The sequence below is a fragment of the Actinosynnema sp. ALI-1.44 genome (assembly GCF_001984155.1).
In the GTDB taxonomy this organism is placed as follows: domain Bacteria; phylum Actinomycetota; class Actinomycetes; order Mycobacteriales; family Pseudonocardiaceae; genus Kibdelosporangium.
The window spans coordinates 22,103-34,771 of sequence record NZ_MTQO01000027.1 but is presented as its reverse complement, the minus strand read 5'-3'; the positions used below and the strand labels follow the sequence as shown (position 1 = coordinate 34,771).

Genomic DNA, 12,669 nt, shown 5'->3' with positions numbered 1-12,669 from the left:
ACGGGCGTGGCTGTCAGGCCGATTCGATCCGCATGAGCAGGGGAGTGCACTCCATGTTGTTCGTCGGCCAGTAGTCGACCGAACACGCTGTCAGCACGACGATCACATCGCGCATCAGCCGGAAGGTGATCGAGTCCCCGGGCTCGGACGCGGCGGTGCCCACGATCAGGGTGCCGTCAGCCTCAGGAGCGGAGTTCTGGAAGACGTTGACCGGGTCGGGCACGACCGGCAGCCGCAGACCGACCGAGGCGGTCGCGGAAACGAAGTTGTCATAGCAGTTCGGGTGATCCACCAACCCTTCGCTCTCGTAGAGCGAACGGTCGCAAGGAGGAAACAGCATGTCGTGCTTGCCCGGGGAGTCGTCGGCGACCAGTTCGGCGATCGGATCACCGAAACGGTCGAGAAAGTGCTGACCCACCAGAGGAAACAGCCGCTCGCCCCGATCACGGGTGTGACCGACCGAGAGCCAGCGCGTGTGGTCCTTCGCGTCGATCAGCCAGAGGTCGCCGACCTGGTGCCCGTCGAGATCGACGATGTGCAGGAGATCGCCCTCCACCGCGTCCACCGCACGACCGCTCTGCGCGGGTACCGTCACCGACCTGATCCCCATGGGTCTCCACTTCCAGCACGACAGTGTTTCCCAGGGATGATCGACCACGGACAGGACCGGAGGCGACTGGATTTCAGACACCCCGAAGCGGCCATGCCGGTGATCTGCACGATCACCGGCATGGCCAGTGGCGGAGTCCCACCAGTTAACCTGTCTCCCTGCGACGGGTCCCCGCCGGTTCACCGGCGTTCAGCAGGCGCCGGCGTCCTTCCACACGGCCCACGAGCGGGGGTCGCCCGGTTCCGCGTTGGTCGACCAGTAGGTCGATTCCCACTTGTGCCCGGCGTGTCCCACGACGTCACCGGGGGCGTAACCGGTGGTGGCGCTCCACGCGGCGATGCCCTCGCAGCCGACCGGGGGTTCCCCGCCGCCTTCGGTGATCAGGGTCTTGCCGGTCCTGGCGAGGATCACGCCGAGCGGGTAGAACCAGATCGTCCCGCCCTGCGAGCAGTTGCCGGAACCGCCGGACGTCACGCCCTGGGCCTGCTGGCCTGCCAGCCACGAACCACCGGAGTCACCGGGCTCGGCACACGCGTTGGTCCGCGTCATGCCGGTGATGGTGCCCTCGGGGTAGGTCACGGACTCGTTCTTGCCGAGGATGGTTCCGCACTTCCAGCCGGTGGTCCGGCCGGAACGGCACACCGCCGCGCCGATCGCGGCCTCCTGGGAGCCCGCCACGCCGACAGTGCTGCCGTCGTAGCGGTTCACCACGGCCTTGGGGGTCCACTGCGAGTTCGTCGCGACGAACGCGTAGTCGTTGCCCGGGAACGACGAGATCTGGAACGTGCCCTGTGCGACTCCGTTGGAGCCCACGGTCGACGAGCCGACCGTTCCACAGTGGCCTGCGGTGACGAAACCGCCGTTGACCGAGAAACCGACGGAGCACAGCGACTGGTTGTTGATGCCGTACTGGTCGCCGCCGCGCACGTCGTACAGCGGACGCGGGGCCAGGTCCGAGTCCACGAACCGGACGGTGGCGGGGTTGACACCGGCGGACGCGACGAACGAGCGCGCGGCGTCGCGTGCGTTCGGGTGCGTCAGGACGGTGACGGTGTTGGTCACGATGTCGACGTGCCAGCCGGGCACCGACTTCGGCGCGGCGTAGCCGAGGCCGTCGAGGCTGCGCTTGGTCTGGTCGAGCTGCCGGTAGCTGTAGCCGACCACGCGGGCCTCCGCGCCCGCGGAACGGATCTGGTCGGTCTTCGCCGGGTCGGTGGTGGCCACGGTCAGCCGGTCGGCGCCGGGGGCGAGCCACGCACCGGCGAAGCTCTCGCCGAGCTTCGGGGCGAGTGCCTGCTCGAGCGTCGCGCCGCGCCGGTCGCGGTCAAGGCGAGCAAGGGCCTGATCGGCGGTCAGCCCGAGGTCGCGCTGCATGGCGGCCAGCATTTCCGGCGCGACAGTCGGCTTCGGGCCCGGAATCGGCGCCGCGGTGGCGGGTAAGGCGAAAACCGATGAGGCGACTGTCGCCACGATCGACGACGCCACCGCCCATCGACACGCGTCTTTCCAGTTCATCTTGAGTCTCCGGGGTAGCAGGGGGATCCGGATTGGTATAGACCAAAAACGGTATCGGATCTCGTGCCGACGGCGGACATGTCAATCAGCGATAACGCCCGGCTATGGACGAGTGGGGCGGGCGAAGGCTTCCACGGTGGGCTACACTGCCGTGCAAAACCGTTTTTGCACGGTCCCGTGGGAAAGGCACGCCAGCATGAAGAAGGTCCTGGTGCTCAGCTCGAGCCCACGACGTGACGGCAACTCGTGGACGATGGCGAACGCCGCGGCGGAGGGTGCGCGTGCGGCAGGCCACGACGTCGAACTCGTCCACCTCAACGACTACGTGCAGGGGCTGTTCCGCGACTGCCGGACCTGCCGTGACGCCGCAGGGGCGTGCACGGTCGGCGACCGCTACGACGAACTGTTGCTGGACAAGGTCGTCCCCGCCGACGGGCTCGTGGTGGCCACGCCGCTCTACTGGTACGGCATGTCCGGCGCGCTGAAAACCTTCTACGACAGGCTGTTCTGCTACACCTCCGGCAGCGCGCCGGATGGTGACGCGGTCGTGCCCGGTCTCACCGGCAAGAAGGTGGCGCTGCTGATCTCGTGCGAGGAGAGCTACCGGGGCGCTACGCTCGGGCTCACCGCGCAGTTCCAGGAGCTGGCCCGCTACCTGCACCAGGACCTCGTCGGGGTGGCGATCGGGGTCGGCAACAGCAGAGGAGAGGTGCGGTGCGACCCGTCGTCGCCGCTGGAGCAAGCCGCTGACCTGGGGCGACGGCTGTTCGACATCCGCGTCACCGACTACCGGATCGACACCGAGCGGTCCAACCGGGTCTGGGTCACGTCATGACCGGGCCGTCGAGCCGCGCGGGTTGAGCCGGACCGGGACCTCGGTCCGCTGGGCCTGCGCGATCCCGTTCTCCACCAACGACATCAGCTTGGTCGCCGCGGTGTGCCCGACCTGCCGCGGGTGCACCGACATGCCGGTGATCTGCGGTGAGGTCAGCCGCAGGGAGCAGCTGTCGACAGCGCTGCAGACACCGAGCCTGCCGGGAACGTCGATGCCCCGGCTGGTCGCCTCCTGCAGCACGCCGAGCGCGAGGATCTCCGAACTTGTGAACACCGCGTCCGGCGGCTCGGCACTGTCGAGCAGGCTGGTCAAGGCCTCGGCCGCGCCCTCCGGAGTGGACGGCTCACCGATCTCGACGACCAGCGGGTCCGCTCCGCGCTGCCGGACGGCCTGGATATAACCCGCGGTGATGTCGTGCGTGTATGACCGGGCGGTGTCCGTGGTGATCAGGGCCGGTCGCCGGTATCCCTGCTGCCACAAGTGATCCACCATCCGCACCGCCGCGCCGACGAGGTCGTTGTCCACGACGGCGGGCACCTCCCTGGCCGGGCTGATCGGGCGGCCGATGGTGACCAACGGCCGCCGCTGCCAGCGCCCGGTGAAGAACGGCTCGTCGCCTCGCGGGTCCACCAGCAGCACGCCGTCGACGCCGAACGCCGCCAAACCGTCCAGCCCGGCATCCGGCGGCACGAGGATGGTCGCGTACGAGCGCTGCGCGGCGGCTTCGGCCGCGCCGTTGAGCACCTCGAGGAAGTACTCGGAGTTGGGCACGAGCACCGCGCCCGCGCTGGGGTCCACCGAGTTGGCGATCTGCACGGCCAGGGTTCGGCTGCGCCGGGTGACCAGTTGCTGTGCGTGGACGTTCGCGCGGTAGCCGAGATCGGACGCGACCTGGAGCACGCGGGCCCTGGTGTGCTGCGGGATCCGGCCCTGCCCGCTGAGCACGTGGGAGACGGTCGTGATCGACACCCCTGCCGCGGCCGCCACGTCCCGGATCGTCGTCACGGGTGAATCGTAACCGGCGGTACCCACCCACTTCACCGTGTGCGCCGCGATCGAACACCCTCGTGTGACCCGGTCTCACGGGATCGCTGTCTGTGCGCGGAAGTCGGGGCACCGCTCGAGGTCGGGCCCGTGCGGGCAGGCCAGCAGGTGGGTCAGGTACGTCAAGGCTGTGTCGAGTTCGGCGATGTGCGCCTTGATCGCGCCGACGCGGCTGTGCACGGTGGTCCGCCACTTGTCCTTTGTGGATTGTCGGGAGAGGACGTCGGCGATCTCGTCGATGCTCATCGTGCCGGTTTGCCGCCACAGCTGGATCAACGCGATCCGGTAGACCTGGTCGGTGTCGTAGCAGCGCCTGCCGGAGCGGCGGTGCGGGCTGAGCAGGCCGCGCCGCTCCCAGTAGTGCAGCGTCGAGATCGGGATCGAGAAGTGGTCGGCGACCACGCGGATCGGGGTGAGCGCGTCCATACCCGCCAGTTGACCTCAACTCGGGTTGAGCGGGCAACATCGTCGCCGGGTGATCTTCGTCCAGGAGAGGGGAAACCATCGATGCGGACACTGACGGATGCGGCAGCGGCGTTGCGGGCCGGCGAGGTGACCAGTGTGGACCTCGTCGAACAGGCGCTCGCCATGGCCGACCGCCTCGACGAGACGCTAGGCGTCTACCTGGCGCGGTTCGACGAGCATGCGCTGCGGGCCGCGCGCCAGGCCGACCGGGACATGGCCGACGGGATCGATCGCGGGCCCCTGCACGGGATTCCCGTGGCAGTCAAGGACATGATCATGACATCCGAGGGACCTACCACGGCACACAGCCTGGTCCGCGACCCGCGGCGGGACACCGGTCGTGACGCACTGGTGGTGGCGCGGTCGCGTGCGGCTGGCGCGGTGATCACGGGCAAGACGACGTTGATGGAGTTCGGTTTCGGCGTGCCGGACCCGGCGAAACCGCTGCCGATCCCGCGCAACCCGTGGGACACCCGGGCGTGGGCGGGCGGATCCAGTTCCGGCAGCGCCAGCGGGGTGGCTGCGGGCCTGGTCCCGGCGGCGATCGGCTCGGACACCGGCGGCAGCATCCGGATGCCCGCGGCGTTCTGCGGGATCACCGGCCTGATGCCGACGTACGGCCTGGTCCCGGTGGACGGCTGCCTTCCGTTGAGCCACAGCATGGACCGGGTCGGTCCGCTCGCGCGCAGCGCCCGTGACTGCGCGGCCGTGCTCGACGTCATCGCGGACCGGCGGGCCGAACGTCCGGTGTTCGACTCGGATCTGTCGGGACTGCATGTCGGAGTCGTTCGCGCCGGTCACTTCCCGGACGGTACCGACCCCGCCCTGGCAGGCGCTTTCGACGGAGCCGTCGCGGCACTGGTGAGGCGTGGAGCATCTACTGTGGACGTTTCACTGCCGTACCTGGACGAGATGACAACAGCCGCCTACGTCACCGTCGCCAGTGAAGCGTTCGCCCACCACCGCGGCGACCTCATCGCACGCTGGGAGGACTATTTCACCAGTACACGAGGCCTGCTCGCGCTCGGCGCGATGTCGTCCGGCGCCGACTACGTGCAGGCCCAGCGGCTGCGGCAGGTCGCTCAGCGCGCCGTCACCCGCCTGTTCGAGGATGTCGACGTGATCGTCTCGCCGACAGCGGCGATCGGCGCCCCGCTGTTCGACGAATTCCACGGCGCACTGGACAGTTCCGCCATCTTCCCGATGGTGCACACCCTGTACTGGAGCACGCTCGTGAACCCGGTTCTCGCCGTGCCCATCGGGTTCACCGCGCGGGGGCTGCCGTTGTCCTGCCAGATCGCCGGTCCGGCCTTCGGCGAGGCAGTCGTCCTGCGGGTCGGCGACGCGTTCCAACAGGACACGGACTGGCACCTGCGCACGCCACCGAACAAGCCCGGCACGGACCCGGTGACCCCGCGCCACCCCGGCCGCCCGCCGATCGGCGACCCTCGCACAGCCCAAGCCCTGCTGTCGGCTGCGGGTCTGCCGGGTCATGCCTACGCCGAAGTAGCCGCCGCCTATCCCGGTTACCGCGCGGCCGTGGACACCTTGTACGAGGGGGGCGTCAGCTTGGTGGCTATGGATGCCAGCAGCTCGTAGGAACGGCGGCGCTCCGCGTGCTCGTAGACCGGCGTGGTCACCATCAGCTCGTCGACGCCGGTGTCGTCGAGGACCTTCTGCAGGTGTTCGGTCAGGGTTTCCGGTCCGCCGACCAGGACACGGCCCGTCTGCTTGGCGATCTCCGCGCGGTCGTCCTCGGTGTACGGGTAGGCCGCCGCGTCCTCGGGGCTGGGCAACCGGATGCGGGTGCCGCGGATGCGGCTGAGCACCTTCAGCCGGGTGGACCCGGCGAGCCATTCGGCTCGTTCGTCGTCGTCCGCGGCGATCACCGACGCGCTGACCAGCGCGGTCGGGTGGGACACGGCCGCCGACGGCCGGAAGTGCTCCCGGTAGGCCCGCATGGTGTCCGCCACGCCGTCCGGCCTGAGGTGGTGTGCGTAGGCGTAGCACAGGCCGAGCTCACCGGCCAGTTGCGCGCTGGTGGGCGTCTGGCCGAGCAGCCACAGCGCGGGAACGTTGCCGCCGAGCACGGGAATCGCCTTGACCTGGTCGTCTTCACGCGGGTGGAGGTAGCCGAGAAGCTCCTCCAGTTGCTCGCGGATCGACTTGGCCGTCCGGTCGCGTTCCGGCCGGACGTGTTCCACCGCGTGTTTCGCGCCGCCCGGCGCGCGGCCGATGCCCAGGTCGATCCGGTCGGGGTGGAACGCCACCAGCGTGCCGAACTGCTCGGCGACCACGATCGGTGCGTGGTTGGGCAGCAGCACACCGCCCGCGCCGACGCGCAGGTGCCGGGTGGCGTTGGCGATGTGGCCGATGAGCACAGCTGGGGCCGAGCTCGCGACACCGCGCATGCTGTGGTGCTCGGGCACCCAATAGCGGTGGTAGCCAAGGCAATCGGCCAGTCGCGCGAGGTCGACCGTGTTGTGCAGCGCCTGCCGTGGGGTGGACCCGGCCACGATCGGCGACGTGTCCAATACCGACAGGCGTACTTCAGCCTGTGCGAGCTGACTCATGCTTGTCCTCACCGATCACGCCCCGGGTGCGCAGGTCGTCGGCCACAGCGGCCATCCACTCGGCGCGGCGGCGCCAGTCCGGGAAGTCGGGTTCGAGCCGGGGGTACGGCGGCTCGTGCGTGGTGTCCCCGTCTCCGGCCCACTGCGCGTTTTCCCTGGTCCGCCGCTGTTCTGCCCGCCGGGTCAGCCCGGTCGCGATGGCGTCCGCGGCCACGTGGGGATCGCCGGGGTCACCGTCCGGCCGTGGGCAGTCCCTGGCCAGCTCGCTGAGACCGTCGGTGATCTCCGTGCTGACGCGGTCGAAGTCGTGCTCGCCGTCCAGCGCCACGTAAGGGAATTCCGTGGTCAGGGTGTGCCACAGCGGCAGCATCCGCTGGGTGTAGCGGGCGCGTTGCCGTCGTTCGTACCGTGCGCGCACGCCCGCGGCGATCGCCGCCAGCGGCGCCAGCGCCAGGCCGAGAGCCAGGGTGAACTGCCCGCCGAGCTGGCCGATGGAGTACGCCTGGGTCAGCCAGTCCGGGTCGAAGCTGGTGTCGAACTGGCGCGCGAGCTGACGGGTCAGTACCACGGCGTCGACGCCGAGCGCCATGGCCACGGCACCGGCGACGACGATCCAGAACGCGGCGCGCGCCCAGGGATTGGTCAGCTTGCGCCGCATCGCCATCGCGCGCCACGCGCCGAGGAACCACGCGAACAGGCCGTACCCGGCGACCGAGACGTACCAGGCCGTGCGTTCCCAGTCGTGGAACCGGGCGGGGTTCCTGGCCGGTCGTTGGATGCCGTCGATCGAGATGTGCTTGACCACCACCATGACGACGATGGCGGTGACGAGGATGCCGAGTTCGATGAGTGCCTTGCGTTGGCGCAGCTTCGCCGTGAGGTCGTTGTTGACCAGCAGGAAGTACACCGACCAGCAGTACGCCATGGACATCCAGCAGCCGTTGATGATGTGGATCCACGACGAGCCGAAGAAGTCCTGGATCGGGTCGAGCAGCGGCGTGCGGATGCCGATGGTGGCGGTGATGGACAACAGGATCAGGCCCACGACCAGGACCCGCAGCGGGACGTCCTTGGGCCTGCGGGTCAGTTGAACGACCTCCCAGGCGGTCACCGCGCAGACGACGGCGGCTTTGGCCCATCGGATGGCCAGTTCAACGTCCATGCGTGAACCCGAACGCCGCCGCGATGCTGTGCTCGACGGAGCCCGCCGCCTGCGTCAGCCTGTTCGGCGCCGGTCGTTGGCTCGCCAGCCGCGCCAGCTCACGCGCCCCGGCCTCGGCCTCCCATTCCCGCCAGTCGGTGTACGCGCCTGCCTCGGGATCCTCCGCCGGGCCGACACCGCAGGTCACGGTGTCGCCAGTGGCGAGATGATCGCGCACGATGTGCATCACCTCGTGGTAGATGACCAGTGTCTGTTGCGGCGCCGGGGAATCCCGTTCGACGAAGATCCGGTCGACGTCGGCGGTCGGGGCGAGGTGCCCGACACCGGACGTGGCGCCCAGATCCGTCGCGCGGACCTTGATCCGGCGGCCGCGGTGCTCGGCGAGCCGCGCGCAGAACTCGTACGCCTCGAAGGGCGGGTGCATGCCGAGGTCGTCCACCAGCTTTCGGCACAGCGCCCGCAGCTGCGCCAGGCTCATCGGCGTCACTGTCATCGGTGTTGTCCCGCCGTCGCGAATCGGCCCGTCGATCCGTGGATCATCATGCCACGTTCGCGGGACGAGGATGGCGGCGCGTTCGCGGATCAGTGCGGTCTGTAACTGTTTGCGCAGGATGACGAGCGGGAGGGGCACCCGGCAGATCTGGTACGCGTGAATGCCGCAATCACGCAGCGCACCGGCGAGGACGTCGTCGTGGATGCGGTCGACCTCGGCCGGGTCGTCACCGAAGAATGCCGGGTCGACGCCGAAGAACCGGCCGAGCGCGGCCAGTTGGTCCGCGATCGGGGTGCCACCGGCGCGCAGCAGCTCCACGGCCTGCTGTCCGCCCAGGTCGGCGAGGGCCTGCCCGGCTTCGGCGTCGGTCCGGTGCCGCCAGCCGTCCGCGTCCCACTCGACGAGGACCTCGAACAGCCAGTTCAACCGCTCCGCCACAGACCACGTGGTCACGCGGAGGGCCCGCCCTCCTCGTCGTCATCCTCCACCAAGGCCTTTGCCAGAGCTCTCATCATCGAGGCCTGCTCCCGCGCTGTGCGTGCGTCGCCGGCCGAGTCACGGCGCGCGGTCCGGGTGACACCGGAGGCGCGCAGCGCGTCCTGCAGCTCGCGGGCGGCGTCACGCAGGTCGTCCCGCGCTTCGCGGCTCTCGGTGAGCTGCGTTCGCAGCCGCTGCTCCCGTTCGGCGAGGGTGCGCTCGACAGCCGCGGTCGCCGCCGGGTCGGTGAAGTAGCCGACCGGTACGTCGAAGAACCACGCGACCGCCTTCAGCGTGCGCAGCGTCGGGTTCTGCTTGACTCCTCGGCGCAGCTCGCTCAGGTGTGACTCCGACAGGTCCCAGCCCTCGGCGCGGCACGCCGTGACGACCTCGCGGTTGGTGAAGGACCGCTCCGGCGAGTGCGCTGGGCGCAGCACGTCGAACAGGCGGTTGAGCTGCTCACTCAGGCTGGCGTCGTCGTGTGTCATGTCGTCTCCCCGGGTATGAGTAGCACCGCTTCGGGGGTGAAAACAACACACCACAGCATAGCGTCCCCCGAAGGCGCTACTCGCGCACTCCGTCACGCTCCAGCGTAGCGCTGAACTGGAACTGTGTTGTACAGTTTCGCTGAAGCGGCCTGGGGGTTCGCTTCACCGGGGGTCGGGTTCGCTGCGTGGCAGACGCTGAGCGATCCCTTTTCGGGGGCGTCAGCCGGTGCTGCCCACCCAGGGCGGCACCGGCTGCCCTTTCTTCCCGATTTCTCGGGTCCGACCAGGCGTTCCGCCGCGTATTCTCGGGGTTCGGCACCGTTGGGGGGACCATGCGCGTCGAGGAATGGCTGGGCGATCTGGACCACGTGCTGGTCGCGTTCGACGGCCCGATCGCCGAACTGCCGCCTGCGTTGCCGAGCGCGGAGGCGCTGCGGGTGATGGTCGCCGAAGGCGGGCTGCCGCCGGAGGTGGCGAGGACCGAAGACCCCTTCGTCGTCCTCGACTACGCCGCCACGATCGGCCCGGCCACCGAGCGCGCGGTGCACGACCAGCTGTGCCGGATGGAACAGGGAGCACTGCTCGCCGCGCGGGTGACGCCCGGCGTCGGCGAGGCGTTCGACACGCTGACCGCGGCGGCCGTCAAGATCACCGTCGTCGGCCGGTTCGCCGTCGCGGCGATCCGGTCGTTCCTGGTGCTCCACGACCTCGAGCAGTACGTGCGCTACCTGGCCGCGCGCTCCGGCCCCGGGGACCGCGCACTCGTCCCGCCCGCGCCGGACCTGATCACGGCGGCGATCCGGACGAGCGCGATCCCGGCCGACGTCAGCTTGTTCGTCGGCAGCCGTGCGGCCGACCTCGCCGCCGCACGCGCCGCCGGCGTCACCGCTGTGTCTACTGTGGAACAGCCTGGGTACTGGGATGCCTTAGGTGAGCTCGTCCCGCGATCTCCTCTTCGTCCAGGTAGGTCATCATCGGCACGTCCGGAGCACACAGCATGAACACCACGAACTTGCTGGTGATGTCCTCGCGCAGGTTGCCTGCCTGGTAGTGCACGACGTCACCACCCGGTTCCCAGAACGCCTCGCCCGCCTTGATCGCGTACGGCTCCTCGCCCTCGAGTTCGAAGAGGATCTCGCCTTCCAGCACGTAGCCGAAGACCGGGCCGGAATGCCGGTGCGGCCCCGAACCGGGATCGCCGGGCGGGACGGCGACGGTCGCGACCATCGCGCCCGAGTTCGGTGTGATGACGGGGTTCTGGTGTAACAGGACGTCGAATTCGTTCGTCTTTGACGGTCCAATAGGGAGCATGTCGCCCAAGTTACTGCCGCGCGCGCCGCGCGCGTGGTCCAGTCATGGCCCCCGATCGTGGGCCACCGCGTGGTGAATTCCTTCAGCCGCCGGGCGAGACGAGCCCCGTCTCGTAGGCCAGCACGACCGCCTGTGCGCGGTCGCGCAACGCCAGCTTGGCGAAGACGCGGGCGACATGGGTCTTCACCGTGGCCTCGCTCAGGGTCAGGTCGTCGGCGATCTCCGAGTTGGACCGCCCGTGCCCGATCAGGGTCAGGACTTCCCGTTCCCGCGGGGTCAGCGCGGCGAGGTCGCGGTGGACGGCAGGCGGGTTCGGCACCGGTTCGGCACGGGCCGCGAACCGCTCGACGAGCCGCCGGGTGATCGACGGCGCCAGCAACGCGTCGCCCGTCTCCACCAGCCGGACCGCGGCCACCAGGTGCTCGGGGGTGACGTCCTTGAGCAGGAAACCACTGGCTCCGGCGGCGAGCGCGTCGTAGACGTACCGGTCGAGGTCGAACGTCGTCAGGATCACCACGCGGCACGCGGCCGGGTCGCGCAGGATCCGCCTCGTCGCCTCCAGACCGTCCATAGTGGGCATCCGGATGTCCATCAGCACGACGTCGGGTCGCAGGTCGCGCACGACCGCGACGGCCTCGGCGCCGTCGGACGCCTCCCCGACCACGTCGATGCCGCCCGAGGCGAGGATCATCCGGAACCCGGTGCGGACAAGGGCTTGGTCGTCCGCGATGACGACACGCGGCGCCGCGCCCGTCACGACTGCTCGATCGGGATCTTGGCGCGGACGCGGAACCCGCCGCCGAGCCGCCGCCGCGCGTCCAGGTCCCCGCCGAGGACCGCCACCCGTTCCCGCAACCCCAGCAACCCGCGTCCCTCACCGGGGTCAGCAGGCAGTTCCACCGCCGTCCCCGACAACACGCTCGGCCCGCTGTTGAGCACCTCGACGCGCAGGTAGTGCTCCGCGTACCGCACTGTCACCTCGGCTTTCCGCCCGTCGCCGTGTTTGAGCGCGTTGGTCAGCGCCTCCTGGACGACCCGGTACGCCGTGAGGTCCACACCGGACGGCAGCGGCACCGGCTTGCCGGAGACGCGCACCTCCACCGGCAGCCCGGCGAAGCTGATCCGGTCGACCAACGAGCTGAGCCTGCTTAGGCCCGGCTGCGGCGACAGGCGGTCCACCTCGTCGCCCTCGACCGCGGGGGACAGCAGGCCGAGCATGTGCCGCAGCTCGGTCATGGTGTCACGGCCCGCGGTCTCGACCGCCAGCAACGCGTCCGTGGCCTCGTCGGTTTCCGTGGCGAGCACCCGGCGGGCCGCTCCGGCCTGCACGACCATGACACTGACGTTGTGGCTGACGATGTCGTGCAGCTCCCGCGCGATCCTGGCGCGCTCGGCGTCGACGGCGCTGTCCGCGGCGGTCTGCCGTTCCCGCTCCAGCAGCCAGCCGCGCTCCTGCACCGCGCGGGTGTGGGCGCGTTCGGCCCTGGCCAGCCGGACCGCGAAGAACACCGCCGCCAGGCACGCGAGGACCGCCACGGCCAGCCAGCCTTCCCCGAGGTGCCACATGACACCACTCTCCCAGAGGGACTCGGATCCCTGCATCACTCCCCGGATGCAGCGCCTACATCCCCGGGATGACCCGCGTGGCGGGTTACCTCCCCGGACTGATGCCGGTTTCCCGCCGGGCACGCAGGAT

Annotated in this window: 14 protein-coding genes; 3 read left to right on the top strand and 11 right to left on the bottom strand. The window is 69.8% G+C overall.

The window, feature by feature from the left end; translation table 11 throughout:
* Positions 1-13: 13 nt before the first annotated feature.
* Positions 14-610 carry a DUF1989 domain-containing protein gene (locus tag ALI144C_RS03520; RefSeq protein ID WP_076985537.1) on the bottom strand — a complete coding sequence of 199 codons (597 nt, stop codon included), beginning with the start codon at positions 608-610 and terminating at the stop codon, positions 14-16.
* 189 nt (positions 611-799) lie between these two features.
* The gene (locus tag ALI144C_RS03515; RefSeq protein ID WP_076985536.1) at positions 800-2,125 is read right to left on the bottom strand and encodes an alpha-lytic protease prodomain-containing protein; all 1,326 of its coding nucleotides are present in this window, start codon (positions 2,123-2,125) and stop codon (positions 800-802) included.
* Positions 2,126-2,321: 196 nt separating this feature from the next.
* Here ALI144C_RS03515 and ALI144C_RS03510 point away from each other — a divergent pair, with 196 nt between their 5' ends.
* Positions 2,322-2,960 (top strand): flavodoxin family protein, encoded by a 639-nt coding sequence (locus ALI144C_RS03510; protein WP_076985535.1) that lies wholly within the window; start codon positions 2,322-2,324, stop codon positions 2,958-2,960.
* Here the strand turns inward: ALI144C_RS03510 and ALI144C_RS03505 are convergent.
* Together ALI144C_RS03505 and ALI144C_RS03500 are read right to left on the bottom strand one after the other, a co-directional pair.
* Complete coding sequence (locus ALI144C_RS03505; RefSeq protein WP_237773951.1) at positions 2,955-3,965, bottom strand: LacI family DNA-binding transcriptional regulator; 1,011 nt, start codon at positions 3,963-3,965, stop codon at positions 2,955-2,957. The two genes, ALI144C_RS03510 and ALI144C_RS03505, sit on opposite strands and share 6 nt — an antisense overlap.
* A 75-nt stretch (positions 3,966-4,040) precedes the next feature.
* A complete protein-coding gene (locus ALI144C_RS03500; protein WP_076985534.1) occupies positions 4,041-4,430 on the bottom strand; it encodes a MerR family transcriptional regulator in 390 nt (129 codons plus the stop codon).
* A gap of 81 nt (positions 4,431-4,511) precedes the next feature.
* Here ALI144C_RS03500 and ALI144C_RS03495 point away from each other — a divergent pair, with 81 nt between their 5' ends.
* A complete protein-coding gene (locus tag ALI144C_RS03495) occupies positions 4,512-6,068 on the top strand; it encodes an amidase (protein ID WP_076985533.1) in 1,557 nt (518 codons plus the stop codon).
* Here the strand turns inward: ALI144C_RS03495 and ALI144C_RS03490 are convergent.
* Genes ALI144C_RS03490 through ALI144C_RS03475 form a run of 4 tightly spaced genes read right to left on the bottom strand, consistent with a single transcriptional unit; the run spans position 5,996 to position 9,662 of the window.
* Positions 5,996-7,042: an LLM class flavin-dependent oxidoreductase gene (locus ALI144C_RS03490; protein ID WP_076985532.1), complete on the bottom strand. Its 1,047-nt coding sequence runs from the start codon at positions 7,040-7,042 to the stop codon at positions 5,996-5,998. The two genes, ALI144C_RS03495 and ALI144C_RS03490, sit on opposite strands and share 73 nt — an antisense overlap.
* Positions 7,020-8,204, bottom strand: a complete 1,185-nt coding sequence (locus ALI144C_RS03485; protein WP_076985531.1) for an MAB_1171c family putative transporter — start codon at positions 8,202-8,204, stop codon at positions 7,020-7,022. Before ALI144C_RS03485 ends, ALI144C_RS03490 begins: the two co-directional genes overlap by 23 nt.
* The gene (locus ALI144C_RS03480) at positions 8,194-9,150 is read right to left on the bottom strand and encodes an ImmA/IrrE family metallo-endopeptidase (protein ID WP_076985530.1); all 957 of its coding nucleotides are present in this window, start codon (positions 9,148-9,150) and stop codon (positions 8,194-8,196) included. The genes ALI144C_RS03485 and ALI144C_RS03480 overlap by 11 nt, the downstream gene beginning before the upstream one ends.
* Complete coding sequence (locus ALI144C_RS03475) at positions 9,147-9,662, bottom strand: hypothetical protein (RefSeq protein ID WP_076985529.1); 516 nt, start codon at positions 9,660-9,662, stop codon at positions 9,147-9,149. The genes ALI144C_RS03480 and ALI144C_RS03475 overlap by 4 nt, the downstream gene beginning before the upstream one ends.
* A gap of 332 nt (positions 9,663-9,994) precedes the next feature.
* Between ALI144C_RS03475 and ALI144C_RS54070 the strand changes: the two genes are divergently transcribed.
* A complete protein-coding gene (locus ALI144C_RS54070; protein ID WP_143230376.1) occupies positions 9,995-10,663 on the top strand; it encodes an HAD hydrolase-like protein in 669 nt (222 codons plus the stop codon).
* Here ALI144C_RS54070 and ALI144C_RS03465 read toward each other — a convergent pair.
* From ALI144C_RS03465 to ALI144C_RS03455, 3 genes are all read right to left on the bottom strand, one after another.
* Positions 10,557-10,973: a cupin domain-containing protein gene (locus ALI144C_RS03465; protein WP_076985581.1), complete on the bottom strand. Its 417-nt coding sequence runs from the start codon at positions 10,971-10,973 to the stop codon at positions 10,557-10,559. The genes ALI144C_RS54070 and ALI144C_RS03465 overlap by 107 nt on opposite strands.
* 82 nt (positions 10,974-11,055) lie before the next feature.
* Positions 11,056-11,730: a response regulator gene (locus ALI144C_RS03460; RefSeq protein ID WP_076985527.1), complete on the bottom strand. Its 675-nt coding sequence runs from the start codon at positions 11,728-11,730 to the stop codon at positions 11,056-11,058.
* Positions 11,727-12,539, bottom strand: a complete 813-nt coding sequence (locus tag ALI144C_RS03455) for a sensor histidine kinase (RefSeq protein ID WP_076985526.1) — start codon at positions 12,537-12,539, stop codon at positions 11,727-11,729. The genes ALI144C_RS03460 and ALI144C_RS03455 overlap by 4 nt, the downstream gene beginning before the upstream one ends.
* Positions 12,540-12,669: the final 130 nt, after the last annotated feature.

Bases quoted from the DNA above. Each gene is read 5' to 3' on its own strand.
- ALI144C_RS03485 (WP_076985531.1), bottom strand. From the start codon at position 8,204: ATGGACGTTGAACTGGCCATCCGATGGGCCAAAGCCGCCGTCGTCTGC.
- ALI144C_RS03475 (WP_076985529.1), bottom strand. From the start codon at position 9,662: ATGACACACGACGACGCCAGCCTGAGTGAGCAGCTCAACCGCCTGTTC.
- ALI144C_RS03465 (WP_076985581.1), bottom strand. From the start codon at position 10,973: ATGCTCCCTATTGGACCGTCAAAGACGAACGAATTCGACGTCCTGTTA.
- ALI144C_RS03520 (WP_076985537.1), bottom strand. From the start codon at position 610: ATGGGGATCAGGTCGGTGACGGTACCCGCGCAGAGCGGTCGTGCGGTG.
- ALI144C_RS03490 (WP_076985532.1), bottom strand. From the start codon at position 7,042: ATGAGTCAGCTCGCACAGGCTGAAGTACGCCTGTCGGTATTGGACACG.
- ALI144C_RS03510 (WP_076985535.1), top strand. From the start codon at position 2,322: ATGAAGAAGGTCCTGGTGCTCAGCTCGAGCCCACGACGTGACGGCAAC.
- ALI144C_RS03500 (WP_076985534.1), bottom strand. From the start codon at position 4,430: ATGGACGCGCTCACCCCGATCCGCGTGGTCGCCGACCACTTCTCGATC.
- ALI144C_RS03515 (WP_076985536.1), bottom strand. From the start codon at position 2,125: ATGAACTGGAAAGACGCGTGTCGATGGGCGGTGGCGTCGTCGATCGTG.
- ALI144C_RS03455 (WP_076985526.1), bottom strand. From the start codon at position 12,539: ATGTGGCACCTCGGGGAAGGCTGGCTGGCCGTGGCGGTCCTCGCGTGC.
- ALI144C_RS54070 (WP_143230376.1), top strand. From the start codon at position 9,995: ATGCGCGTCGAGGAATGGCTGGGCGATCTGGACCACGTGCTGGTCGCG.
- ALI144C_RS03495 (WP_076985533.1), top strand. From the start codon at position 4,512: ATGCGGACACTGACGGATGCGGCAGCGGCGTTGCGGGCCGGCGAGGTG.